At 47.1% G+C, this 25,914-nt stretch carries 21 protein-coding genes; 12 read left to right on the top strand and 9 right to left on the bottom strand.

What is annotated here, in order from left to right; translation table 11 throughout:
* Positions 1-46 precede the first annotated feature (46 nt).
* The 8 genes from ACY652_RS09460 (at position 47) to ACY652_RS09425 (ending at position 11,917) form a co-directional block, all read left to right on the top strand.
* A complete protein-coding gene (locus tag ACY652_RS09460) occupies positions 47-1,279 on the top strand; it encodes an efflux RND transporter periplasmic adaptor subunit (protein ID WP_462264048.1) in 1,233 nt (410 codons plus the stop codon).
* Positions 1,276-4,398 carry an efflux RND transporter permease subunit gene (locus ACY652_RS09455; protein WP_462264046.1) on the top strand — a complete coding sequence of 1,041 codons (3,123 nt, stop codon included), beginning with the start codon at positions 1,276-1,278 and terminating at the stop codon, positions 4,396-4,398. The genes ACY652_RS09460 and ACY652_RS09455 overlap by 4 nt, the downstream gene beginning before the upstream one ends.
* A 62-nt stretch (positions 4,399-4,460) precedes the next feature.
* Positions 4,461-5,810 carry a TolC family protein gene (locus tag ACY652_RS09450; RefSeq protein WP_462264044.1) on the top strand — a complete coding sequence of 450 codons (1,350 nt, stop codon included), beginning with the start codon at positions 4,461-4,463 and terminating at the stop codon, positions 5,808-5,810.
* A 52-nt stretch (positions 5,811-5,862) separates the two neighbouring features.
* Complete coding sequence (locus tag ACY652_RS09445; protein ID WP_462264042.1) at positions 5,863-6,240, top strand: response regulator; 378 nt, start codon at positions 5,863-5,865, stop codon at positions 6,238-6,240.
* Entirely contained in the window at positions 6,237-7,088 is an 852-nt protein-coding gene (locus ACY652_RS09440) for an N-acetylglucosamine kinase (protein WP_462264040.1), read from the top strand. The genes ACY652_RS09445 and ACY652_RS09440 overlap by 4 nt, the downstream gene beginning before the upstream one ends.
* A 218-nt stretch (positions 7,089-7,306) precedes the next feature.
* Positions 7,307-8,263, top strand: coding sequence for a hypothetical protein (locus tag ACY652_RS09435; protein WP_462264038.1), 957 nt, complete (start codon positions 7,307-7,309; stop codon positions 8,261-8,263).
* A 224-nt stretch (positions 8,264-8,487) separates the two neighbouring features.
* A complete protein-coding gene (gene carB / locus ACY652_RS09430) occupies positions 8,488-11,307 on the top strand; it encodes a carbamoyl-phosphate synthase large subunit (RefSeq protein ID WP_462264036.1) in 2,820 nt (939 codons plus the stop codon).
* A gap of 187 nt (positions 11,308-11,494) precedes the next feature.
* Positions 11,495-11,917 carry an endonuclease domain-containing protein gene (locus ACY652_RS09425; RefSeq protein ID WP_462264034.1) on the top strand — a complete coding sequence of 141 codons (423 nt, stop codon included), beginning with the start codon at positions 11,495-11,497 and terminating at the stop codon, positions 11,915-11,917.
* A 130-nt stretch (positions 11,918-12,047) separates the two neighbouring features.
* Here ACY652_RS09425 and ACY652_RS09420 read toward each other — a convergent pair whose 3' ends face one another.
* Entirely contained in the window at positions 12,048-12,962 is a 915-nt protein-coding gene (locus tag ACY652_RS09420) for an aspartyl protease family protein (protein WP_462264032.1), read from the bottom strand.
* Between the two features lie 306 nt (positions 12,963-13,268).
* On the opposite strand from ACY652_RS09420, the gene ACY652_RS09415 reads away from it, so the two are divergent.
* Positions 13,269-13,484 (top strand): FeoA family protein, encoded by a 216-nt coding sequence (locus ACY652_RS09415; RefSeq protein ID WP_462264030.1) that lies wholly within the window; start codon positions 13,269-13,271, stop codon positions 13,482-13,484.
* Between the two features lie 9 nt (positions 13,485-13,493).
* The gene (gene feoB / locus ACY652_RS09410) at positions 13,494-15,608 is read left to right on the top strand and encodes a ferrous iron transport protein B (RefSeq protein WP_462268194.1); all 2,115 of its coding nucleotides are present in this window, start codon (positions 13,494-13,496) and stop codon (positions 15,606-15,608) included.
* Positions 15,609-16,436: 828 nt separating this feature from the next.
* Here feoB and ACY652_RS09405 read toward each other — a convergent pair.
* On the bottom strand, positions 16,437-16,808 hold the full coding sequence (locus ACY652_RS09405; RefSeq protein WP_462268192.1) for a winged helix-turn-helix transcriptional regulator: 372 nt from the start codon (positions 16,806-16,808) through the stop codon (positions 16,437-16,439).
* A 210-nt stretch (positions 16,809-17,018) separates the two neighbouring features.
* Here ACY652_RS09405 and ACY652_RS09400 point away from each other — a divergent pair, with 210 nt between their 5' ends.
* Positions 17,019-17,621 carry an FMN-dependent NADH-azoreductase gene (locus ACY652_RS09400; RefSeq protein ID WP_462268190.1) on the top strand — a complete coding sequence of 201 codons (603 nt, stop codon included), beginning with the start codon at positions 17,019-17,021 and terminating at the stop codon, positions 17,619-17,621.
* A 106-nt stretch (positions 17,622-17,727) separates the two neighbouring features.
* Here ACY652_RS09400 and ACY652_RS09395 read toward each other — a convergent pair whose 3' ends face one another.
* Together ACY652_RS09395 and rsmA are read right to left on the bottom strand one after the other, a co-directional pair.
* Positions 17,728-18,672, bottom strand: a complete 945-nt coding sequence (locus tag ACY652_RS09395) for an NAD(P)-dependent oxidoreductase (protein ID WP_462268188.1) — start codon at positions 18,670-18,672, stop codon at positions 17,728-17,730.
* Between the two features lie 34 nt (positions 18,673-18,706).
* Positions 18,707-19,489 (bottom strand): 16S rRNA (adenine(1518)-N(6)/adenine(1519)-N(6))-dimethyltransferase RsmA, encoded by a 783-nt coding sequence (gene rsmA, locus ACY652_RS09390; protein WP_462268186.1) that lies wholly within the window; start codon positions 19,487-19,489, stop codon positions 18,707-18,709.
* A gap of 227 nt (positions 19,490-19,716) precedes the next feature.
* Here rsmA and pdxA point away from each other — a divergent pair, with 227 nt between their 5' ends.
* Positions 19,717-20,772 (top strand): 4-hydroxythreonine-4-phosphate dehydrogenase PdxA, encoded by a 1,056-nt coding sequence (pdxA, locus tag ACY652_RS09385; RefSeq protein WP_462268184.1) that lies wholly within the window; start codon positions 19,717-19,719, stop codon positions 20,770-20,772.
* 46 nt (positions 20,773-20,818) lie between these two features.
* Here pdxA and ACY652_RS09380 read toward each other — a convergent pair whose 3' ends face one another.
* From ACY652_RS09380 to tatC, 5 genes are all read right to left on the bottom strand, one after another.
* Positions 20,819-21,388 carry a dihydrofolate reductase family protein gene (locus tag ACY652_RS09380; RefSeq protein WP_462268182.1) on the bottom strand — a complete coding sequence of 190 codons (570 nt, stop codon included), beginning with the start codon at positions 21,386-21,388 and terminating at the stop codon, positions 20,819-20,821.
* 2 nt (positions 21,389-21,390) lie between these two features.
* Positions 21,391-22,776 carry a LutB/LldF family L-lactate oxidation iron-sulfur protein gene (locus tag ACY652_RS09375; protein WP_462268180.1) on the bottom strand — a complete coding sequence of 462 codons (1,386 nt, stop codon included), beginning with the start codon at positions 22,774-22,776 and terminating at the stop codon, positions 21,391-21,393.
* 162 nt (positions 22,777-22,938) lie between these two features.
* Positions 22,939-24,498 carry a M28 family peptidase gene (locus ACY652_RS09370; RefSeq protein WP_462268178.1) on the bottom strand — a complete coding sequence of 520 codons (1,560 nt, stop codon included), beginning with the start codon at positions 24,496-24,498 and terminating at the stop codon, positions 22,939-22,941.
* Positions 24,499-24,552: 54 nt separating this feature from the next.
* The gene (rpiB, locus tag ACY652_RS09365; RefSeq protein ID WP_462268176.1) at positions 24,553-24,996 is read right to left on the bottom strand and encodes a ribose 5-phosphate isomerase B; all 444 of its coding nucleotides are present in this window, start codon (positions 24,994-24,996) and stop codon (positions 24,553-24,555) included.
* Between the two features lie 21 nt (positions 24,997-25,017).
* Entirely contained in the window at positions 25,018-25,890 is an 873-nt protein-coding gene (gene tatC, locus ACY652_RS09360) for a twin-arginine translocase subunit TatC (protein WP_462268174.1), read from the bottom strand.
* Between the last annotated feature and the right edge of the window lie 24 nt (positions 25,891-25,914).

Raw genomic sequence — 25,914 nt, 5'->3', positions numbered from 1 at the left:
GCCTGTAAAACATCTTTAGGAATATATTCTAATTACATCTGTTTAAATGAAAACATATTCCCTTGCGCTGTGCAGCCGGTACAGCACAGGGGCCTTTATGTTGATAATTCATACCATTACACTAACAACCGTCCGGCAGTTACCCTACATGAAACTCAGATATATTGCTTACCTGGTACTGGCACTTGTGGTGGCCTTTTTATTTTTTCATAGACTTTTTGGCAATAAGGATAAGGCAGGCCAGCAACAGGCTGGCGGCAAAGGGGGCAGTGCCGACAGTAAGGGCGGCAAAGGCGGTAACAAACGGAACGGGCCTGTGCCGGTGCGCGTACTGATTGTGAAAGACACAGCACTGGCCAATAATATTGATGTAACCGGCACGCTTGACCCTAATGAGCAGGTAAACCTTATCAGCCAAACGGCAGGTAATATTACCGGCATCTATTTTCAGGAAGGTAGCCGGGTAAGCAAGGGGCAGGTGCTGGTGAAAGTATACAACCAGGATTTGGTAGCCTCGTTGCAGCAAAACCAGTATCAGGTAACGCTGGCCAAAGAGAATGAATACCGCAACCGGATATTGCTGCAAAAAGAGGCCGTTAGCAAACAGGAGTATGATACCTCCCTGTCTTCTTATAATTCCCTGCGGGCGCAAAGCGATGTAATTAAAGCGCAGATTGCGCGTACCGTAGTAAAAGCGCCGTTTTCGGGCACTATCGGTTTGCGCAATGTAAGCCCGGGTGGTTATCTGTCGCCGGCTACTTCTATTGCTACGCTGGTGAATACTAATCCCATGAAGGTTACCTTTTCGGCTCCCGAACGTTACGGCCCGCTGATTAAACGCGGCAGCCACATCTCCTTTACCACCACCAGTTCGGGCAAAACCTATATGGCTACAGTATATGCCATTGAGCCCAACATCGACTTAAATACCCGTACCATTACCATCAGGGCCAAGTCGCCTAACCCCGGCAATGAGTTAACAGCCGGAGGATTTGCTAAAATCAAGTTCACGCTCGACCAGATACCCAAAACCATTATGGTGCCTACTGAATGCGTTATACCTGATATTAAAAGCAGCAAAGTATTTGTGGTTAAAAATGGCGTAGCTGCCGAGCGCGAAGTAAAAACAGATTTGCGTACTGATACCAAGATACAAATTACTGAGGGCCTGCAACCCGGCGACAGCCTGATTGTGAGCGGTATTATTCAGTTACGGGCCAAAGCGCCGCTGAAAATTTTAAACAACAAAAACAACCAGCGTAATAAGCAATCTTCATGAGTTTATCCTCAACCAGTATAAAAAGGCCGGTGCTGGCTACTGTATTTTCGGTGGTTATTGTGGTATTCGGCATCATTGGCTATAAGTTTTTAGGGGTGCGCGATTTCCCTTCGGTAGATCCGCCCATTATTACTGTTACCACCAACTATTCGGGCGCTAACTCAGATGTAATTGAATCGCAGGTAACCGAGCCGCTGGAAAAATCTATCAATGGTGTGCAGGGTATCCGCAACATTTCCTCTACCAGCTCCGTAGGTGTAAGCCGTATCACCGTAGAGTTTAACCTGGATGCCGACCTGGAAACTGCCGCTAATGACGTACGCGACAAGGTAAGCCAGGCCCAGCGCCAGTTACCGCAGGATTTAGATGCCGCCCCGGTGGTAACTAAAGCCGATGCCAATGCCGACAACATCATCACCCTTACGGTAAGCAGCAATAGCCGCAACATTACCCAAATTGATGATTACGCCGAAAACGTATTGCAGGAAAGCCTGCAAACCATACCCGGTGTAAGCCAGATTAACATACAAGGTCAGCGGCAGTATGCCATGCGCCTTTGGGTTGACCCCAATAAGCTATCGGCCTACAAATTAACCGCTACCGACATACGCGATGCGCTGAACCAGGAGAACGTAGAGTTGCCGGCAGGTAAAATTGAAGGTAACAACACCGAAGTAACGGTGCGTGCTTTAGGAAAGTTAGTTACCGAAAAGGATTTTAACAACCTGATTATCCGTGCCGACAGCAACCGGGTAATTCATTTCAGTGATGTAGGCTATGCCATATTAGGCTCGGCTAATGAGGAAACAGCCTTAAAGGAATCAGGTATACCTGAGGTAGGCCTGGCGGTGGTACCGCAGCCGGGAGCCAACTATGTGCAGATAGCCAAGGATTTCTACAAGCGCCTGGAGCAGATTAAAAAAGATCTGCCGCCCGACATTCAGGTAAAAGTAGCATTGGACAACACCAAATTCATCAACCAGTCTATAGACGAAGTGGAGGAAACGCTGATTATCTCCTTTGTATTGGTGGTCATCATTATCTACCTGTTCTTTCGCGACTGGCTCATCGCTTTCCGCCCCCTTATTGATATCCCGGTATCGCTGATCGGGGCTTTCTTCATTATGTATGCCTTTGGTTTCTCCATCAATATCCTTACCCTGCTGGGCATCGTACTGGCTACCGGCCTGGTGGTGGATGACGGTATTGTGGTAACCGAAAATATCTATAAAAAAGTAGAAGGCGGTATGCCCATACGGCAGGCAGCTTTTGAGGGTTCGGCAGAGATTTTCTTTGCGGTAATTTCTACTTCGGTTACGCTGGCGGCTGTATTTTTACCTATTGTGTTTTTACAGGGCTTTACCGGCCGTTTGTTCCGCGAGTTTGCGGTAGTGGTAGCAGGCGCGGTATTGATTTCAGCATTCGTATCGCTTTCACTTACGCCGATGCTGAACGTGAAGCTGATCCGTAAAAATCAAAAAAAATCAAAGTTCTACGAGCGCACCGAGCCTTTCTTTCAAAAGATGAACAATGCCTATCATGAAACACTGGTTAGCTTCATGAACCACAAGTGGATATCGGGCGCAATCCTGGCCGTTTCATTGGTCATTGTAGGCGTTCTGATAAAGGTTACCCCATCGGAGCTGGCGCCGCTGGACGACCGCAGTTTGCTGCGCTATACAGTAACCGGCTCTGAGGGCGCTTCTTACGAGTTTATGACCAAATACATGGATAATATCTCCAACCTGGTACAAGACTCTATCCCCGAAATGGATGTAAATATCTCAGTAATATCCCCGCAAAGCGGCGGCGGGGGTTCAGCTAATACCGGCTTTGGCCGTATCGGGCTGGTACCACCCGACCAGCGTACGCGCAGCCAGGCAGAGATTGCAGAATGGATGAACAAAAAATTAAAACGGTTTCCGGATGCACGTGCTTTAGTGATACAGGAGCAAACCATCAGTGGCGGAGGCAGCGGTTCGCGTACTTCGCTGCCGGTGCAATATGTAATTCAGAACCAGAATTTCGGAAAGATACAAAAGGTACTCCCTGAGTTTTTTGCCGAGGTAAACCGCAGCCCGGTGTTTCAGGGTACGGATGTTAACCTTAAATTTTCTAAACCCGAACTGCGCATTACCACCGACCGCGACCGGGCACGCGATTTAGGCGTTACCGTGGGCGATATTGCCGCCACGCTGCAGCTTTATTACAGTGCCGGCCGCCTAAATTATTTTCTGATTAACGGCAAGCAGTATCAGGTAATTGGCCAGGTAGACCGTGCCAACCGCGACCAGCCGCTGGATTTAAGATCAGTGTACGTGCGCAGCAGTCGCGGCAGCTTGGTGCAGTTAGATAATGTGGTGAAACTACAGGAAAACGCCACCCCGCCATCTATCTTTCATTACAACCGCTATAAATCGGCCACGTTTCAGGCTGGTTTAGCCGAGGGCTATACCATTGGCGATGGCATTGATGAAATGAACCGCATTGCGAAAAAACTGCTTGACTCTTCCTTTAGTACAGACTTAAGCGGCCCCTCGCGTGATGCAGCCGAGAGCGGGTCTAATCTATTATTTGCTTTTGGCTTTGCGCTGCTACTGATTTATCTGGTACTGGCAGCGCAGTTTGAAAGCTTTGTGGATCCTTTTATCGTAATGCTTACGGTTCCGCTGGCTATTGCGGGAGCCTTTCTATCGTTGTGGTTTTTCAATCAAACCTTGAATATTTTCAGCGAAATCGGGATGATTACCTTAGTAGGGTTAGTTACCAAGAACGGCATATTGATTGTGGAATTTGCTAACCAGCGCATGGAGCATGGCCTTAAAAAGTACGATGCCGTGGTAGAAGCCGCCGTTGCCCGCCTGCGCCCTATCCTGATGACCAGCTTGGCTGTAGTATTGGGTGCTGTGCCTATTGCCTTTGCCCTGGGTGCAGGTGCTAAAAGCCGCATCTCGTTGGGCATTGTAATTATGGGCGGCATGATGTTCTCCCTGATCCTTACCCTGTATATCATACCGGTAATGTATGTGGTATTTGCCTCTAAAACCCGCCGCGACCCGGATAAGGAACCGGAAGAAGAACAACCGGAAAAAACGCCGTTATTGATTGAAAACCTGTAAAGCAAAATATGAAACTTAGCAGATATTTAATTTTAGCTGTTGCAGGTTTAAGTATATCCGCAATGGCAAAAGCGCAGAATGTGCTGCCACCTGCACCCTTGCTTACTTTACGGCAGGCAGTAGAACTGGCGCTGCAAAATAATTATGGTATTAAAATAGCTACCAACAATGTAGACATTGCCAAAAATAATACCACCTTGGGCAACGCCGGTATACTACCCTTAGTAACGGCTGATATAACTTCAAGCAACAGTATACAAAACGTAACACAAACACGGGCCAGTAGTAGTGCTGCCACTACCACGCCTACTACGCCTACCACACCCACTACCCCTACCACGCCTGCTACTACAGACCTAACCACCACTACCATATCAGGCGCACGTAATACCGGTCTTACTTACGGCCCTACCCTTAGCTGGACGGTTTTTAACGGCCTTTCCATGTTTGCTACCTACAGCCGTTTTAAAGAGTTAGGCAAGCTTGGCGAAGTGCAGTTGCGTGATACCGTACAATCCACCATAGCAGCGGTACTGGGTAATTATTACAACCTGGTTAACCAAACACAGCAGATTAAGGCACTGCAGGGTGCTATAGTTATTTCGCGCACGCAGTTACGTTATGCCCAGGATAAGTTTAAGGTAGGCCGGGTATCAAAACTTGACGTGCTGAACGCCCAGGTGAACCTCAACACGGATACCGCCAGTTTGATTACACAGGTACAGCAGTATAAATCTACACAGATACAACTGAACCAGTTGCTGGTGCGCAACCCCCGTACTGATTTTTCGGTAACAGATACCATTATCAATGACGAGCAATTAAAGTTGGGCGATATATTAAGTTTGGCGCAAATACAAAACCCTGCGGTATTGTCGGCCGAAATCAACAAACGGCTGGCCGAGCTAAATTTAAAAATAGTAAAGGGTACACGCTATCCGCAGGTAGCGGTTAATGCCGGCTATATTTATACCACTAACCGTAACCCTACAGGCTTTGCACGCGTACAAACCAGCAATGGCGTTAATTATGGTGTAACGGCATCCATAAATATATTTAACGGGTTTGAACAATGGCGCCGGGAAAGAAATGCAAAGCTGCAGATTGCCAATGCTGACCTGAATGGAAAACAGACCCGGCTGGATGTGGAAGCACAGATCAGTAATTTTTTTGTAAGCTACTTATCAGGACTTGATTTGGTAAAACTTGGACGCTCAAATGTAGAGATAGCCCGCAAAAACCTGGAGATTTCACTGGAAAAATACCGGCTGGGTAATATTACCCCTTTGGAGATACGTGAGGCGCAACGCAATTATTTAAATGCGCAATCGGTATTTTTTGCTGCACAGTATCAGTCTAAAATAGCCGAGGTAACGTTACAACAACTAACCAATAGCCTGAGAATAGAATAATTTTTCATAAGATATTTAGCTATTACATTGTAAATCACTATTTTTGAAATCAATGTCTGTTAACTATAAGACCTGTTTACTCATTGACGATAATTACATTGATAATTTCGTTACCCGCAGAATTTTGGAAAGCAGCAATTTTGCCGAAAAGGTGATTGTGGAGCAATCAGCCCCTGACGCTATCGACTCCATCCGGGATGGTGTGATTGAGCCGGATGTGATCTTTTTAGACTTGCGGATGCCCATGATGAACGGGTTTGAGTTTTTACAGGAACTCGATAAGCTGAACTTTAATAAGAAGAACAGCGTAAAGATATTTATGCTGTCCTCCTCGCTTGACCCTACCGACGTAAAGCGCTCCAGCCAAAACAAATACATCAGCCAGTTTATTCATAAGCCGCTTACGCAAAAAATTTTACAGGAACTTTGAGCAGGATACTGGTAGCCGATAGCGGCTCCTCCAAAACAGATTGGCTGCTCACCGGTACGGATGCCCCTGTTGCGTTTAAAACCGGCGGCCTCAACCCTTACTTCCTTACCGAAAGAGAGATTACAAAAGTTATCCAGCACCAGGCCGCCGAACTGGTAGCCCAGGGAAATGATGTTGCTGAGATCTACTTTTTTGGGGCAGGCTGCTCCAGCCCCGACCGGCACGAAATCGTTTCTAACGCCCTCAGCCAGCTTTTTTCGAAAGCATTTATCAGTGTAGACAGCGATCTGCTGGGTTCGGCTTATGCTACCTGCGGCCGCAAGCAGGGTTTCTGCTGCGTATTGGGTACGGGTTCTAATATTTCTTTTTTTGACGGGCACGACATTCATGCCGGTAAGCATGGCTTAGGCTTTGTGCTGGGCGATGAAGGCTCGGGCACCTGGTTTGGTAAAGTGCTGATTACCAATTATCTGTATGGGCAAATGCCTGATGACATTGCCGCCCGGTTCAGAAAAAGCTACAAAGTAACCAAAGATGAGGTAATTAACCGGGTATACCAGCAGCCCGGCGGTAATTCATACCTGGCTGCATTTGCCGCTTTCTTGAGCGAAATAAAAGGGACTGCTTACAGCAACGAACTGATAAACAGAGGCTTAAGCAACTTTATTGAGAGTAATGTTAAATCCTATACAGATTACAAGAAGTACCCCTGTAATTTTGTAGGCTCAATAGCCTGGCACTTTGCCGATGAACTGAAAGCCCTGTGCGAAGCGCAGCAGATACAGGTGGGTAAAATCATCCGGCAACCGGTAAATGATTTATTGCATTTTGTACTGGCCAGAGGATAAATGTGAGCTTCCGGGCATCAATTCAGATCCATAAAAGTCCATAAAAGTCGATAAACGGCTTAAAATGTCTGTTAAATCGTTTTTTTTGCAGGCATATGGATGAATGACTGCTACCTTATGCATGGCCCGGTTGAAAAATATTTTTTTCTCGTCCCATCAATCTTCCCTTGCCCCGCCATTGATAAATTTGTTTATTTTAGTTGCCCTAATTAACAACAATGAAATTCTTTTTTACTATAGGTTTGCTTGCCCTGTCATTAACGGTTTTTGCCCAGCCTAAAACAGTATATTATTTAAAATACAACGGCAACAAAGTACCTGTGGCCGACAGTGCCGACTACATCCGCATTATTACCCCGCCCGACTCGGCTTCTACCCTGTTTAATGTTCAGGAGTATTACACCAACGGCAAGCGCAAACTGGTGGGCAAATCCACCGCTATTGATCCTATTGTGCTGGAAGGGCAATGCGCCACCTTTTACAGCAATGGTAACCGCGAGTCGGTAACTGATTACAGCGGCGGTACCTACCTGGGCAACAGTTATGTTTATTATCCGAACGGCAAACTGCACACGCTGCTGACTTTTGATACCTTAACCACTAAAAACATAGATGCCAACTTTAAGATATTAAGCTGTACCGATACTGCCGGCAAAGCCATAGTAACGGATGGCAATGGCCATTATATAGATTACAACCCGCTAACCGGCAACATTTCGGAACAGGGAGATGTGAAAAACGGCAACCCGGATGGCGACTGGCATGGCAGCTATGCATCCGAAAAAATCACTTATACCGATACCTATCGCAACGGCCAGTTTGTGTCGGGGGTTTGCCAGATGCCGAATGGCGTAAAGTATACCTATCAGCATAAAATACAGGGTGCAGCCTATACCGGCGGCGATGCCGCATTTTTAGCCTACCTGAAAAAGAAAGCGCCTTATAAAACGCCTGCAGTAAAAAAAGGCGCTGCCCCTGCGGCCAAAAAGGTGGTACTGATGACGTTTATAGTTACCCCGCAAGGCAAACCCATAAATACCAGGCTGTTTGGCTCCTACAACCCCGTTGTAGACAAGGCGCTGATAGCCGCCGCCAGTACTTCGGCGGGCTGGAAACCGGCTATGCAGAACGGCCGCCCGGTGCAGGGGCTGTATAACATTGCAATTAATTTATAACAGTATATCCATAACTTTTACTAAAAAAGGGGGGTTGCAATAAATCTTACTTTTTAAAAGCATATACCCCGTAAACTACTATCTTTGCATCCCGACGCTGAAGTCGGGATTTTTCTTTTTCAGCGCATAGAAATTTGGTTCATAGTTCATGGTTTATAGTTCATAGCAAGTCGCTGTTAACTATAAACCATGAACTATGAACGTAAAAAAACTCTTACAAAACTATGCCCAAAGATACCTCCATCAAATCCGTATTAATTATCGGTTCCGGCCCTATCATTATTGGTCAGGCTTGTGAATTTGATTATGCCGGCTCGCAGGCCGCCCTTTCGTTAAAAGACGAGGGCATCACGGTTTCCATCATCAACAGCAACCCGGCCACCATCATGACGGACAAGGTAATTGCCGACCATGTATACCTGCTGCCGCTCAACTGCGAGAGTATAGAACACATTTTGTCCGAACGGCAGATTGATGCCGTACTCCCTACTATGGGCGGGCAAACGGCACTGAACCTGTGTATAGAAGCTTCCGAGCGCGGCATCTGGGAAAAGTATGGCGTACGGGTGGTAGGTGTGGATGTGGCCGCTATCGAGAAAACCGAAAACCGCGAGGCGTTCCGCCAGCTGATGGTAGATATCGGCGTGGGCGTAGCCACTTCCAAAATAGCCAACTCCTTTTTAGAAGGCAAAGAGGCGGCGCAATTAATTGGCTTTCCGCTGGTTATTCGCCCCAGTTACACCTTGGGTGGTACCGGCGGCGGCTTTGTACACAAAAAACAGGATTTTGATGCGGCCCTTAGCCGTGGCCTGCAAGCCTCGCCTACCCACGAGGTACTGGTAGAGAAAGCGGTATTGGGATGGAAGGAATTTGAGCTGGAATTGCTGCGCGACAGTCGCGATAACGTGATCATCATCTGCTCCATCGAGAACTTCGATCCGATGGGCATCCATACCGGCGACAGCATCACCGTAGCCCCGGCCATGACCCTGAGCGACCGCTGCTACCAGGAAATGCGTAACCAGGCCATTAAGATGATGCGGGCCATTGGCAACTTTGCCGGCGGCTGTAATGTGCAATTCTCGGTGAACCCGGCCAATGAGGAGATCATTGCCATTGAAATTAACCCGCGTGTATCGCGTTCATCAGCCTTGGCTTCTAAAGCTACCGGTTATCCCATTGCTAAGATAGCCGCCAAGCTGGCTATCGGTTATAACCTGGACGAACTGCAAAACCAGATTACCCAAACCACTTCGGCTTACTTTGAGCCCACGCTGGATTATGTAATTGTAAAGATACCGCGCTGGAACTTCGATAAGTTTAAAGGCGCCAACAAAGAGCTGGGCCTGCAGATGAAATCGGTAGGCGAGGTGATGGGTATTGGCCGCAGCTTTATCGAGGCTTTGCAGAAGGCCTGCCAGAGTTTGGAAATTGGCCGTGCCGGCTTAGGAGCCGATGGCCGCCAGAGCCGTAACCTCGATGAGATTATGCACAGCCTGGAGCACCCGAGCTGGGACCGTTTGTTCCATGTATACGATGCCCTGAGCCTGGGCGTACCTATCGAATCGGTACGTAAGGTTACGCACATCGACCGCTGGTTTTTAAACCAGATACAGGAGATTGTAACAATGGAAACGGAACTGCGCCGTTACTCGGTGAACAATATTCCGCCCGACTTCCTGATGACCTTGAAGCAAAAAGGCTTTTCTGATGTGCAGATTGCCTGGGTACTGGGTGCCAATACCACCGAAGACCAGGTGTACAACCGCCGCAAGGAGTTAGGCATCAACCGTGTGTACAAAATGGTGGATACCTGCGCGGCCGAGTTTCAGGCGCAAACCCCTTATTATTATTCTACCTACGAGGGCGAGAACGAATCTATCTCGTCTGATAAAAAGAAGATCATTGTATTAGGCTCCGGCCCTAACCGTATCGGGCAGGGTATTGAGTTTGATTACAGCTGCGTGCATGGTTTGCTGGCCGCCAAGGAAACCGGCTTTGAGGCCATTATGATTAACTGTAACCCCGAAACTGTTTCTACCGACTTTAACATGGCCGACAAGCTATATTTCGAGCCGGTATTCTGGGAGCATGTGCGCGAAATTATTGAGCTGGAAAAGCCGGAAGGCGTAATTGTACAGTTGGGCGGCCAGACTGCGCTGAAGATGGCGGAGAAGCTGAATGAACATGGCATCAAAATCATCGGCACCTCTTACAACGATATGGATATTGCCGAAGACCGCGGCCGTTTTTCTGATCTGCTGAAAGAGCTGGAGATACCCTACCCTAAGTACGGCGTAGCCGAAAGCGCCGAGGAAGCCATTGAGGTGGCCCACCAGGTAGGTTACCCGGTATTAGTGCGCCCCAGTTATGTACTGGGCGGCCAGGGTATGAGCATCGTGATCAATGATGAGGACCTGGAACGCGCCGTAGTTAACCTGCTCAAAAACCTGCCGGGTAACCGCGTGCTCATCGACCACTTTCTGGACCGTGCCGCCGAGGCCGAATCAGATTCCATCTGTGATGGCGAGGATGTGCACATTATAGGCATGATGGAGCACATTGAGCCGGCGGGTATCCACTCCGGCGATTCTTACGCCGTACTGCCGCCATTTGATTTATCGGATAGCGTGATCAGCCAGATGGACGAATACTCTAAAAAGCTGGCCAGGGCGCTTAATGTGCGTGGTTTACTGAATATTCAGTTCGCAATTAAGAACGATAAAGTATACGTAATTGAGGCTAACCCGCGCGCTTCGCGTACCGTACCTTTTATTGCTAAGGCTTATGATGTACCTTACATTAACATTGCCGCCAAAATTATGCTGGGTACGCATAAGCTAAGCGATTTCACTATTGAGCGTAAGCTGAAAGGCTATGCCATTAAGGAACCGGTATTTTCGTTCAGCAAGTTTCCCGAAGTAAGCAAAGAGCTGGGCCCGGAAATGAAATCAACCGGCGAGGCCATCCGCTTCATCCCGGACCTGCAGGATCCTTATTTCCGGCATCTGTATAAGGAAAAGTCGATGTACCTGAGCAAATAATTTGCAAAGCGCCTCTTGTGAGAGGCGCTTTTTTTGTTTAGACAGGGCGCAAAGGCTTTTCACTTGTATAAACCCCTCCCTCCCCCGGGAGGGCGGGGAGGGGTTTATACACTATGCCAGCATCAAGCAGGTCTGCTTCTTCCCATTCTAAAATTGTATACATTACGTTATCTCTTTACCTTACATTATGCCGAAAATCATTCCATATAACCCGGCCCTCAAACCTTTAGCCAGGCAACTCAGAAATAGCATGACCAGAGGTGAAGCACTATTATGGAACGAGTTAAAAACGGATAAAATGTTAGGATTCGATTTTGACCGGCAACGCTGTACCGACAATTACATTGTAGATTTTTATTGCAAGGATTTAATGCTGGCTATTGAGGTGGACGGCTTGTCGCATTACGCAGAAGAAGCTTATCAGGAGGACATTATAAGGCAGGCAAGAATAGAAACTTTTGGTATCAGCGTATTACGTTTTACAGAAAGACAAGTAGTATATGACCGATTGAATGTGTTAATGGCAATTGAAGGGAAGATGATAGAGTTGATAAAGGAACGGCCTGAAGTTATATTACCGAAAGGTTTTGATAGAAGTTTGCTGGAATAATGCTTTTATACAGCAGAAACCCCTCCCTACCCTCCCGGGAGAGGGACATATTCTATAATATAATCAATAACAAAACTTATCCCTCCCCCGGGAGTGCAGGGAGGGATTTGTACATTAAGCTCTTTGCCCGCTACAGCCAGTCAAAGTACTTACTGTGCAGTAAATCATTAGGCTCCAGGTAAACCTGTCCGCGCGAGAGATCATAGGTGATATTGAACCGCTTTAAAAACTTATTGCCCAATACGCCCTGTATATCAGTGGCCGACATTAAACCTTTGGTGGCTGTGGCCAGTCCGGCAGGAATTACGTAGAAACGGAAATCACCCAACCGCACTTCGGGCATACGCACCACATACAACCTGCTCGAAGTACCATCAGAACCTAAAGCCGTACTAATGGCAATGGTTTTCAGGCTGTCGCGCAGGTGGTATTTATTCACAAAGGGTGAAGTTAAATCCAGCCCGGTATCAGAACCCGTATCCATTTCAAAGCGGCCATTGTACCGTTTTTTGCCGATATGTATACTGCCTGCTATGGTAGGCACATTGTGCAGGTACTTTACTTTCAGCCTGATGCCGGCACCTTTATATACAAAGGCAGCCCGGTCATAAAACAGCAGCTTCCGGCTCTTGTAATCTACCTTAATTACATAGCGTTTCATTACCTCCAGGCCCAGCACACCATCAAACGGATAGCCAGGATAAGGGATGGAAACAAAGTTTACATCAGCTATATCGAGATTACCTATACTCAATTGATAATGCCGGGTAACTTTAACGGTACTGATGCCGTTTGCTCCTTCATTCTGTACTTCACTATCCATTTTCAGGCGCAACCGGTTTACAGCAACACTATCAGCAATTACCATCGGGCTGGCGCCGGTATCAAACAAAAAGGTAAGGCTATCCGAGTGATTGACCCGGCACTTAAAATATATCTTTTCTTCTTTAATGAAGAACGGAACTTCGGTTAGCGGTTTGGTTTGTGCAAAGCCGTTAATGGTAAGCAGCAAGGCAACTGTTGTTAACTTTATAATGTACTTCAAATAAAATTTACCGTGAGGAAATACAACCATATCAATAAGACAACGGCCTGATAGTAACGTTGCATGAATTGTCCGTAAAATCAGTTCTTTACGGCTGCCTTGGGGGCAAATTTTCATTATTGCCGGATTCATACCCTCTTTGGCTGATTGTATGCATCGGTAGATTAGCTTGCAGGTACGATAATAGAAATCTGGTACTAACTCCTATATGAGTACTGCACCAAATGCCATTGAGCTATGAATATTACATTACACCTATTTGGATTTAATATAAATAAGCCTATCTTTGATATATATCCAGGCATAATGAAACTTTCGCAACTTGAAGTAGGCAAAAAAGGAATCGTTAAGGAGTTTACCGATTTGGAAATGTCGGTAAAGCTGATGGAGATGGGCTGTTTGCCCGGCGAGGAAATTAGTGTTACACGAGTAGCGCCTTTAGGTGATCCTATTGCCATCAAAGTTTCCGGTTATATGCTTAGTTTACGCAAACGCGAAGCCGCCACTATAATTTTACAGTAATTTCTTACCTTGAAAGTTGATCTCAGCGTTGCGCTTGTAGGCAATCCGAACACCGGAAAATCAACAGTTTTCAATGCCTTAACCGGCCTCAATCAAAAAATAGGAAATTTTCCGGGGGTTACGGTAGATAAAAAAACCGGCTTTTGCGCACTGCCCGATGGCCGTACAGCCGAGATTATTGACCTGCCGGGCACCTATAGCCTGTACCCAAAAAGCCAGGACGAATCGATTGTATTCTCCGTACTGGCCGATAAATCGCATACCCTGCAGCCAGACCTCGTTGTTATTGTACTGGATGCCACTAACCTGAAACGCAATCTGCTGCTGTATACACAGGTAGCCGATTTAAAGATACCGGTAATTGTAGCGCTCAATATGATGGATATGGCGCCGGCAAGCGGTATACAGATTGACGTAGATGCGCTGGCTGCCAAACTGGGCGTAATGGTGATCCCGGTTGCCGCCCGGAAAGGCGAGGGAATTGATGATTTAAAAAAAGGCATTGCTTACGCCAACAAGTTTGCCCTGCAACAGGATACCATTGATGTAAGCGCTATTGCCCCTCAACTGATTGCCAGCATCGGCGAAGAAATGCAGGTAGACAACCCCTATTATGCCCTGCAACTCGCCCACCAGCATGAAACCCTGCAGTTTTTGTCGCCGCAAGAAAGCGGCCGGATTGAACAGTTAGAGGAAGAACACCAGTTTCATTCGCAGAAGGCGCAGGCTACCGAAACCATTGCCCGCTACAATTTTATTAATGATATTTTATACGATACGGTTACCAAAACCGAGGCTGCACAGGATGAAACCCTGAGCAACAAAATTGACCGGGTGCTCACCCACCGTATTTTTGGCTTCATCATTTTTGCAGGTATTCTGCTCTTTATATTTCAGGCTATCTTCTCCTGGTCAAAGTACCCGATGTCGCTGATTGAAAGCGCCTTTATCTGGCTGCAGAGCTTTGTACATAACCAGTTGCCGACCGGCCCGCTGGTGGATTTATTAGCCGATGGCATTGTGGCCGGCTTAAGCGGCGTAATGGTGTTTATTCCGCAGATTGCCATTTTATTTGCCTTCATTTCCATTTTGGAAGATACCGGCTATATGGCCCGGGTTACCTTTATGATGGATAAGCTGATGCGAAAGGTTGGGTTGAACGGCAAATCGGTAGTGCCGTTAATCGGCGGCTTCGCCTGCGCTGTGCCTTCCATTATGAGTACGCGCACCATTGAGAACTGGAAAGACCGCATGATTACCATTATGGTAACGCCGCTGGTTACCTGCTCGGCCCGGTTGCCGGTATACACGCTGCTGATCGCGCTGGTGGTACCCAACCGCAACGTATGGTGGATATTTAATTTGCAGGGCCTGGTACTTACCGCCATGTATGTACTCAGCCTGGTATCGGCCATTGTGGTAGCTTATGTAATGAAGTTCATCTTAAAGGCCAAAGAGCGCGGCTACTTTATTATGGAGCTGCCCGTATACCGTATGCCCCGCTGGAATAATGTGCTGCTTACCATGTATGAGCGGGCCAAAACCTTCGTACTGCAAGCCGGCAAAGTAATTATAGCCGTATCTATTGTGCTATGGGTACTGGCTTCTTACGGCCCGGGCAACAGCTTTGCACAAATAGATCATAAATACAGCCAGCCGCAGTACACACATACGGTTAAGCCGGCTGACCTGAAGCACATCATCGCTTCTGAGAAACTGGAAAATTCCTATGCCGGCCGGTTAGGCCATGTGATTGAGCCGGCGATACGGCCTTTAGGGTTCGACTGGAAAATTGGCATTGCCCTGATTACCTCCTTTGCGGCGCGCGAAGTATTTGTAGGCACCATGGCCACCATTTACAGCGTTGATGGCGATGCCGACCAGATACAATCGGTACAGCAAAAAATGGGCAGCGCCCGTAATGCCAATACGGGTAAACCGGCATTTACCCTGGCGGTAGCCTTTTCACTGATGATGTTTTATGCCTTTGCCATGCAATGCGCCAGTACCGTAGCCGTAGTATACCGCGAAACCAAGAACTGGCGCTGGCCAGCAGCGCAGTTTGCTTACATGACGGTGCTGGCCTATGTAGTCAGTTTGATTACTTATCAGCTGCTGAAATAAGCAGTAAAAACATCCCGCCTGTCATCTCGACCGCAGGGAGAAATCTCCTACCGCAAACTGGTCACTTTTAGAAGATTTCTCCCTGCGGTCGAAATGGCCAAAATTGTTTTTTACTACTCGCGGTTGGTGTTATCATCAACCGCTGAAATGTGTTTATATGGTTTATGAGATAAATGTGAGTTGATGCAGGAAGGATAGTGCAGGTAGCGGTTGGTGATAACACCAACCGCAGGTAAATAGTGTCTGATCTGCCTTTAAACAACAAAAAGCCCCATACTGATCAGTATAGGGCTTTTTGTTATTTAAATCTCTGTGTTACTTACCTGCCGGTGGTGTTGTGACAGGTGAAGTTGGTGTAGTGGTCGGCATTGTACCTGGCCGTGTGGTCGACGGGTTTGTTGGCGAACTTGGGTTCGTTGGCGTTGTCGTCGGTACATTCGGGCTTGTCGGCGATGTCGTCGGCGTTGTGGTCGGGTAAGCCGGGTTGGTACTCGGGTTTACCGGTGATGTAGTTGGCCTGGTGGTACTGGGTACGCCCCTGCGGGTAGCAGGCCGTGTTGTGGGTACAGTATCACGAACTGCATTAACTGTATTGTTTCTTTTTACAGGCTGTTTATCATCAGTTTGAGCTATAGCAACTTCAAAGGCACATGTGGCTAATACGGCCATCATTAAACTTAACTTTTTCATAGTAATTACGTTTTAATTAACAAATTAACTATAGATACAACTTCAAGAAGTTGATATGGTTTTATCTTTTTTCACAAAATGCGTTACATCAGGTAAATTACATGAAATAACATCAGGCTAAAGCTATCCTTAGCCGCCTTATCGCCTCATACTTTGCTTAATCTTTTCCCGGTGCTGCGCCCCCCAGGCGCTTAATTCACTCAGTACATTTTTCAGGGTATGGCTGTAACCGGTAGCTTCATACATTACCGTTACCGGGGTTGTAGGGTGAATATTCCTTTTAATAAATTCGTTCAATTCCAACTCCTTTAACTCTTTAGCCAGCACCTTGGGAGAGATACTGCCTACTGCTTTCTGTATCTCATTAAACCGCTTTGGTACCTGCACAATGGTCAGTATCAATGGCAGTTTCCATTTGCCGTTAAGCACATATAAAGCATCAAGAACATTATTGAGCGAACTTGCACATTCCGCTTTGCTTATCAGCCTTTCCTGCACCAATGTTTCCATCTTCAAAAATAAGCACTTTCCTAAACGTAAGCGCTTTCCTTTGGGTAAGTACTATCCTTTTAATAGCCGCCAAAGTTACTTTTGCCCACAATAAATCAAACCGGAACATAACCTGCTCAACCGGCAAATGATAATTGAACTATCAGCTATTATGGAGGCTATAAAAAGGCAGGATGCTCCGGTAACTATTCACCAAAATTAATTAAGATCATGAAACGTATTTTGCATCTGATGTCGAGCATTCAGGGTAACGAGTCCTACAGCATCAAATTAGGCAGAGCCATTGTTGAAAAGGTACAGGAAAAGTATCCGGGAAGCGAGCTTAAAGAAGTTGATCTGGTACAGTTGGAAGTGCCGCACCTAAGCCCTGCTATCCTCCGCACATTTTTTCTTCCCGGCGATCAGCTGACTGCTGAGGACAAGGAGTCAATCCGCTATTCAGATGAAGCTGTAAAGCAGTTGATGGCAGCGGATGTTGTGGTTATTGGTGCGCCGCTGTATAACTTTACCATCCATACCGCACTGAAAGCATGGATTGATCACATCACCAGGGCCGGTATCACCTTTGGTTATGGTGAAAACGGCCCGGTTGGCATGGTAACGGGAAAGAAGGTTTATGTAGCCATGTCTGCCGGAGGCATGTACTCGGAAGGTGCGGCAAAGGCTAACGACTTTGTAGCCCCCTACCTGAAAGCATTTTTAGGCTTCCTGGGCATGACCGACCTTACAGTCTTTCGTGCGGAAGGCCTTAAAGTGCCGGGTGTAAAGGAAACTGCTTTCCAAAATGCCGTTGACAGTATAATGATTGATTAAAACGCAGGTTCACCATTGATTTGATTGTGAAAACGCATTAGCACAGAAACCCCACCCTTAGGAGGGCAGGGAGGGGTTTCTGCTATATACATGGGTAACTTTTAACTTACGCCGTATCCTGCCATTCGGCTGCTGGCTTAAGTTTACCCGCCATTACCTCACTTATTTTTTGGTAAGATTCAAATGTCCAGCCGGCCACATGAGGGGTAAGCAGCACCTGCCTGCACTGTTTTAGTTCCTCAAACCAGGGCTGCTCTGCCAGTGCAGGAAATTTTTCTACTTCCAGCACATCCAAAGCTGCACCTAATATTTTGCCTTGCTTTATGGCATTAAGTACCGCCTGTACCTGTACCACTTTACCCCGTGAAGTATTGATCAGGAAAACAGGTTTTTTAAAGTGGAACAGATATTCTTCATCCACCAATCCGTTGGTTTCGGCGGTGAGCGGCACATGCAGACTCAAAACATCACTGTGCTTTACAATTTCCTCCATGCTCACCTCGCGGGCATAGCGGTCGCTGAAACCGGTTTTGTACTTGTCGTAAGCTATTATGTTTACCTCAAAGCCACTTAGCTTGCGGGCAAAGCTCTGGCCCATGTGCCCGTAGCCAATGATGCCCACCGTTTTGCCTTTCAGTTCATAGCCCCGGTTCGCTTCGCGCTGCCACAGGTGGTGGCGCACTTCGACATCAGCCGTAAGCAGGTGGTTGCGCAGGGCCAGCAATAAGCCCACCGCATGTTCGCCTACGGCATCGGCATTGCCTTCGGGCGCATTAATCAGTTCGATGCCTTTTTGCAGGGCGCAGGCTTCATCAATATTATCCATACCGGCCCCGGCCCTGGCTACAAAGCGCAATTGCGGCGCAGCATCCATCACTTCGCGGCTCACCTGAAACTTGGAACGGATAACCAGGCCTATATAATCAGGCAGTAAACTGATGGCTTCCTGCGTTTTAATATCAGGCCGGTAATCACAAACATAGCCTAAGGCCCCGGCCTGCGTAATAAATGTTGGGTGCAGGTCGTCTACTATTAATAACTTGTTGTTCATAAGCATTGTCAGGTACAGCTGTTGTAGGTTTATATTATGTATTGCTTTCTTTAATCCGGTTCGTTAATCTTACAAAATCATCTACCGTCAGCCGTTCGGCACGCAGCTCCAGCAGCGGTTCATCAGCCATTCTTTCTTTGTTCATCAGCCCCGATACCGCATTGCGCAACGTTTTACGGCGCTGGTTAAAACCGGCTTTTACCACCTGCCAGAACAGTTTTTCATCGCAGGGCAGTTCTTCAACTTCATTGCGGGTTAGGCGAATTACGCCCGATAATACTTTGGGCGGCGGGTTAAAGGCGCCGGCTTTTACCGTAAACAGGTATTCCACCTTGTAATACGCCTGTAAAAACACGCTGAGAATACCGTATTCCTTGCTTCCGGCTTTAGCGGTGCAACGCTCGGCCACTTCCTTCTGAAACATGCCGACCACTTCCACCACCTGTTGCCGGTTGTCCAATACCTTGAATAATATCTGTGAGGAAATATTATATGGAAAGTTACCGATGATGGCAAAAGGCCGCTGAAAAAGCTGGCTGAAATCCAGCTCCAAAAAGTCTGCGTTTAACAGCCGGGGGCCTAACTGCGGGTATTTCTTTTGCAAGAAGGTATAAGATTCGGTATCAATGTCAATCAGGTAAGTTTCATACTCGCTCCGCTGCAGTAAAATATCAGATAAGATACCCATGCCGGGGCCTACCTCCAGCACCTGGCTGTAGCGCACATCAGGCCGAAGGCCGTCTACAATACGGGCAGCAATATTTTTATCGGTTAAAAAATGCTGCCCTAAATGTTTTTTCGCCCTTACTACCGACATGCTTATACAATTATGGCGCAAATTACAGTATATTTTAAAAAGGAATTTACTGATTACACAGATTGATGTAATGATTGCACCGATAGTATGAACAAGTGCCCGGCTTTAGCGGTTATGTTCACAAAGCAGCCATATTCAAAAAAAATTGGTATAATCGCTGCTTTGTAAGCGCAAACTACACTAATCGGTGCAATCATTACATCAATCAGTGTAATCATCAAATTAACATGAGTGAGAAATTAAAAATAGGTATCAGTATAGGCGATGTAAACGGTATCGGCCTCGAAGTAATTATTAAAACGCTGGCCGACAGCCGCATTTTTGATTACTGCACACCCATTGTGTACGGGCATACCAAAGTGGCTTCTTTTTACCGGCGCACCTGCAACATTCATGATCTGAATTTTAATATCATCACTCATCCATCAGAAGCCAGCCCCAAAAAAGCGAACATTATTCACTGCTGGGAGGAGGATGTGCGTATTGAGCCGGGCATAGCTAATGAAACCGGCGGCAAATATGCCTTTCTATCCTTAGAACATGCCACTAATGATCTGGTAGCGGGCGAGATTGATGCGTTGGTAACCGCTCCTATTAATAAAGATAATATTCAGAACGAAAATTTCAGCTTCCCGGGCCATACCGAATACTTACAGCAGCGCAACGGTGCACCCGAAGTATTGATGTTTCTGGTAAGTGATACCCTGCGGGTAGGTGTGGTTACCGGCCACATCCCGGTAGCGCAGGTAGCTGAAAGCATCAGCCCGGATAAAATTTTAGCCAAGCTGAAACTGATGGACGCAAGTTTGAAGCAGGATTTCTGGATACGTAAACCCAAAATAGCGGTATTGGGCCTCAACCCTCATGCGGGCGATAACGGGTTGATCGGCAATGAGGAGAAAGACATCATTATTCCGGCCATAGAGGAAGCTCGCGCTAATGACCTGTTGGCCTTTGGCCCCTATCCTGCCGATGGCTTTTTTGCCAATGGTGCGTATATGAAGTTTGATGCGGTGCTGGCCATGTACCATGACCAGGGCCTTATCCCGTTTAAGCAGATCTCCTTCGAGTCGGGCGTAAATTTTACCGCCGGCCTCAGCTTTGTGCGCACCTCGCCCGACCACGGCACGGCTTACGATATTGCCGGCAAGAACAAGGCTTCCGAGGTTTCGTTCCGCGAAGCGCTGTTTTCGGCTATCCACATTGTAAAGAACCGCCGCGAGAGCATATCATTAGCTGAAAATACTTTGCCTTTCAGCAAGTTCAGCAGGGACAGGGATTAGGCTGATTCAGTAAAAGAACCTTTATCTGTTCTGGTGTGGCAGGCGTTTAAAACGCATTGGAACGGGTATATATATCATCCAGCATACTATAGTCGAACTGTGGCTTAGGGATATACTTTAACTGTACCAGGCCGCCGGGATAGGTAATGGTATCGGTGTGCATCAGTTCGGTACGCTGGCTGAGGGGCTGAAACAGGGGCTTGCCGCCGCCCAGTATTACCGGATGAACCGACAGTATATATTCACTGATCAGCTGCTCCTGCATAAAGCTGTTGATCAGTGATGCGCCGCCAAACAGCCAGATGTTGCCGCCTTCCTGGTTTACCAGCTCATTTACCGCTGCCTTAAAATTGGCCTTACTTATCATTTCAACTTCTCCGTGCTGTACCTCGGCTAAGGTGTCGGAAAACACAAATTTTTTCACGCCGGGAAAAGGGTTCTCTTCGGCGCTGATCAGCAGTTCGTAACTTTTGCGGCCCAAAAACAAAGTATCCACATCACCAAAGAAATCGGTCATTCCATAATCCTGGTCGGTAAAGCACCAGTCATATTCGCCACCGGGGCCTTCAATAAATCCATCCAGACTTACAGCCAGGTTTAATATAATTTTACGCATAATTAAATTTCGGTACGGTTTTGCTCCTGCCATTGCTGGGAAAAAGATTTAGCAGCCACTTTAGGCATATCGCGGTGATGCCCCCAGGTCTTCTTAAAGAAAAAGTGCAGCAAAAAGTTTTTGGTGCTTCCGCCTAAAAAATCGGTAAGCTTCCGGCTTAGCATGGCTTTTTTCCAGGCGTTCCAGCCCCATTTTTCTGGTTTGGTTACCAACTGTTCCTTTACCGCATCGCGCCGGTTAAGCAGCAGCATTTTGTGCAGGTCAATTTTTACCGGGCATACTTCGGTACATTTACCGCACAGGCTGGAAGCATAGCTCAGGTGCTTAAATTCTTCCATGCCCTTCATGTGCGGGGTAATAATGGAGCCTATGGGGCCGGTATAGGTAGCGCCATACGCATGGCCGCCAATGTTCTGGTATACCGGGCAGGCATTAAGGCAGGCCCCGCAACGGATGCAGTATAACCCCTGCCGCTGTTCTTTTTGCGCCAGCAGGCTGGTTCGGCCATTATCCAGCAAAATTACATACATCTCCTCCGGCCCGTCAGTTTCGTTGGGCTGGCGGGGGCCGCTTAGTAAGGTATTGTATACGGTAAGGTTTTGCCCGGTGCCGTGCGTAGCCAGCATAGGCCAATAAAGGTCTAAATCGGCAATGGAGGGGATCAGCTTTTCAATACCGGCCACCGTGATATGAATTTTTGGAAAAGTAGTACTCAGCCTTGAGTTACCTTCGTTCTCGCTCAGGGCAACGCTGCCCGTATCGGCTACTAAAAAATTGGCGCCCGTAATGCCAACATCGGCCTGCAAATATTTTTGGCGCAGCAGTTCACGCGCTTTAGCCGTAAGCTGCTCCGGCGTGGCATCAATAGGAGTACCAAAGCGCTCGTTAAACAGTTTGGCAATATCCTGCTTAGACAGGTGCATGGCCGGGGTAACGATATGATAAGGTTTTTGCCCCAGCAGTTGCACAATATATTCGCCCAGATCACTTTCCAGCGATTCTATACCATTAGCTGCTAAGAACTCATTTAAATGAATTTCTTCGGTAACCATAGTTTTAGCCTTGATCACCTTTTTAGCATTGGCCCGTTCAATGATATTTAATATCTCGCGGTTGGCTTCCTCGGCATCATTGGCCCATATCACCTTGCCGCCCCGGCGCTGAAAATTAGCTTCAAAATCCAGCAAAAAGCGGTCTAAATTTTCCATTACCCGCCACTTAATCACATGGCCTTTACGTTTGGCCATATCCAGGTTGATCAGGCGGGATAAACCCCGCTCTACCGCAGCATCATATTTGCCGATGTTGTAATTGATTACCTTGCGGTGCCCCAGGTCGAAAGCTTTTTCTTCTGATGCTGCAATAAATTCCTTAGCGGTGGCTGACATGATCGTGTTTTGGTAGCAACGTTTAAACTGTGTAAATTAATACTTCGTGCCAATAAACAAAAATGTCATTTCGACCGGAGGGAGAAATCTTCTTTGAGCGGCTTGTATGCAGCAGAAGATTTCTCCCTCCGGTCGAAATGACAAGGGGAAAACATCTTGATATTAATTAGTTCCTGATGATTCAGTTTTGCCATCAACCACAGGGCGCTTGTCGCGGTTGGCCAGTTCCCAGCCGGTATAGAATACCAGTTGCGCACGTTTAGCCAGCAGCGGGAAATTAATTTTACTTACTTCATCTCCCGGCTGGTGATAATCCTGGTGTACGCCGTTAAAGTAGAAGATGATGGGCACGCCATGCTTGGCGAAGTTGTAATGGTCAGACCGGTAGTAGAACTGGTTCGGGTCTTTCGGATCATCATATTTGTAATCCAGTTCCAGCTTGGTATATTGGTTATTGGCCGCTTCGCTGATCTTGCGCAGATCGCTGCTTAACATGGCCGAGCCGATAACATATACGCTGTTAGCAGAATCCGGCTTGTTCTGATATTCGAAACCGATACGGCCAATCATGTCGATATTCAAATCGGCAACGGTGTTAGCCAGCGGGAATACCGGATGATCGGTATAGTACTCAGAACCTAACAAACCTTTTTCTTCGCCTACGTTGCCTAAGAACAACACACTGCGGCGCGGGCCTTTACCCGCCTTTTTAGCCATGCTGAAAGCGCGTGCAATTTCTAATACGCCGGTAGTGCCCGAACCATCATCATCGGCGCCGTTGTTTACCTTATCCGGGCCGGTAGGATTAAGACCAATGTGGTCATAATGACCGGAAAATACCAACACTTCATTTTTAAGCTTAGGGTCAGAGCCCGGCATATAGCCTAACACATCAACCGCCTTTACATCTTTCCTGACCGAGCCATACGTTGCAGCAACCTGTGCCTTCAACGCTTCGGTAGCCATGCCTGCATCAGCAGCTGTTGTTAACTGCGCATAAGTCTTACCGCTGTTTTTCAGCAGCTGGTCGGCCATTTCGGGCGTAATGGTAACTGTAACCGGTTGTTGTGCCGGCGCTGCTTCTTTTTTAATTTCCAGGCGGCCGCCACTGGTGTTACCACCCATTCTTTTTAGCAGCGCAGCTAAATTTTTATTAACAGACAGTACTAATGCCGGCCTTTTACTGGTAAGGCGTTTTGTTAGCTCTGTTCTTGCTGCGCGGGAGAGCGGTTGCGGCTCCGCTCCGCTTGTGGCCGGTTTTGCGCCGGTAATTATAAAAATCACTTTACCGGCAATATCTAACTTTGATAGTTCTTCTTCAGAACCGTAGCCTGCAAATACGATTTCGTTAACGTTGACATTTTGAGTTTCAGCCGACCCGGTAGCATAAAAATCTTTTCCGAAAGTATAAGAAGTACCATTTAAAGTAAAGCCCGATACATTAAAACTGGTTTCTACCAAAGGAACATCTAAAAAATAAGAGCCGTTTACCGGTGCCTGCAACCCTAATTTCTTAAACTCAGCGGCAATATAATTGGCGGCCTTTTCGGCGCCCGGCTTGCCGGTTTCGCGGCCTTCAAAAGCATCTGAGGCCAGTATGCTCAGGTGGCGGCGGGCATCTTCGGCCGTAATATATTTGGCAAATTTAGCTGCCGTAGTGTTTTGGGCCTGTGCTGCTACTGCCGAAGCCAGCAGGGCTGCACATAAGGAAATCTTTTTCATATAGAGCGGTCAGGAATAAATTTATTAGCTAATATGATGTTTTCAGTTGAAATATCAGCACGAAATTTTATTTACACGGTTGGCATGGCGGCCACCTTCAAACTTAGCAGCTAAAAAGTGGTCAACAATTGCCTTTGCGGTTTTTAAGGAAACAAAACGTTCAGGAATACATACCACGTTGGCATTGTTATGCTGCCGTGCCAGGCCGGCCAGTTCAGGCTGCCAGCAAATAGCGGCCCGTATGCCCTGATGCTTGTTGGCGGTGATGGCCACGCCATTGGCGCTGCCGCAAATCAATATACCAAAATCAAACTCGCCGCTTTCTACTGCCGCTGCTACCGGGTGTGCAAAATCGGGGTAGTCGGCAGCATCAGCCGAATAGGTTCCAAAATCTTTTACGTGCGCCGCTTGCAGGTGCTGCAGCAGCTCCTGTTTATAGGCAAAACCACCATGGTCTGATCCGATAGCTATTTTTAAATTGTCTTTTGTGGTTGTCATAACTGTAAGCTGAAGCCTTAGCTATTCTGATTTCATGAGCTCGGTGCTTTTTTGCAGGCGGCGCTTTTCTACCGTAGCGGCTACGATGATACTTACTTCAAATAAGATGAATAATGGAATGGCGACCACCGTCATGGTTACAATATCCGGCGTAGGGGTTACTACCGCAGCCAAAATCAATATGATTACAATGGCATACCGCCGGCTCTCCCGCATCAGCTTAGGTGTGAGTAAGCCAAAGGCCGACAGCACATAAACCAGTATAGGCAATTCAAAAACAACCCCGGTTGCCAGGGTTAATGTAGTTACAGAAGACAAATAATTATCTATCGTGATCAGGTTTTCAATAATGCTGCTTACCTGGTAGCTCAACAGAAAGTTAACTGACATGGGCGTGATTACATAATAGCCAAACAGCACACCCAATATGAATAAAAAGCTGGCGTAACCTACAAAGCCGCTGGCTGCCTTGCGCTCCTTATCGTGCAGAGCAGGCCGTATAAAACGCCAGATTTCGTACAACAGATAAGGAATACCCAGGGTGATACCAATAATTAAGGAAGAATTGATTTGCAGGGTAAACTGGCCGGCCAGCTCATTATTCTGCAGATGAATATTGATCTTGTCTATACACCAGCCGGTACGATGAAAGTAGTTACCTACGTTGCACAGCATCCGGTAGGTCCAGAAGCTGGGATGGGCTGGGCCCATAATGATCTGGTCAAAAATCCAGTCATAAAAATAAAAAGCAAGGCCGGTAAAGATAATTATGGCAATTGATGCCCGGATAAGGTGCCACCTTAATTCTTCCAGATGATCAAAAAAAGACATTTCGGCTTCTATGCTCTGCCCTTTTTCCTTGATGGCCTTTATAATTTTATTCTCTTCTTCCATTGTATAATGCAAACAAAAATACCA

Source organism: Mucilaginibacter sp. (genome assembly GCF_965200995.1).
In the GTDB taxonomy this organism is placed as follows: Bacteria; Bacteroidota; Bacteroidia; order Sphingobacteriales; family Sphingobacteriaceae; genus Mucilaginibacter.
This window is presented reverse-complemented; position numbering and strand designations above follow the sequence as displayed.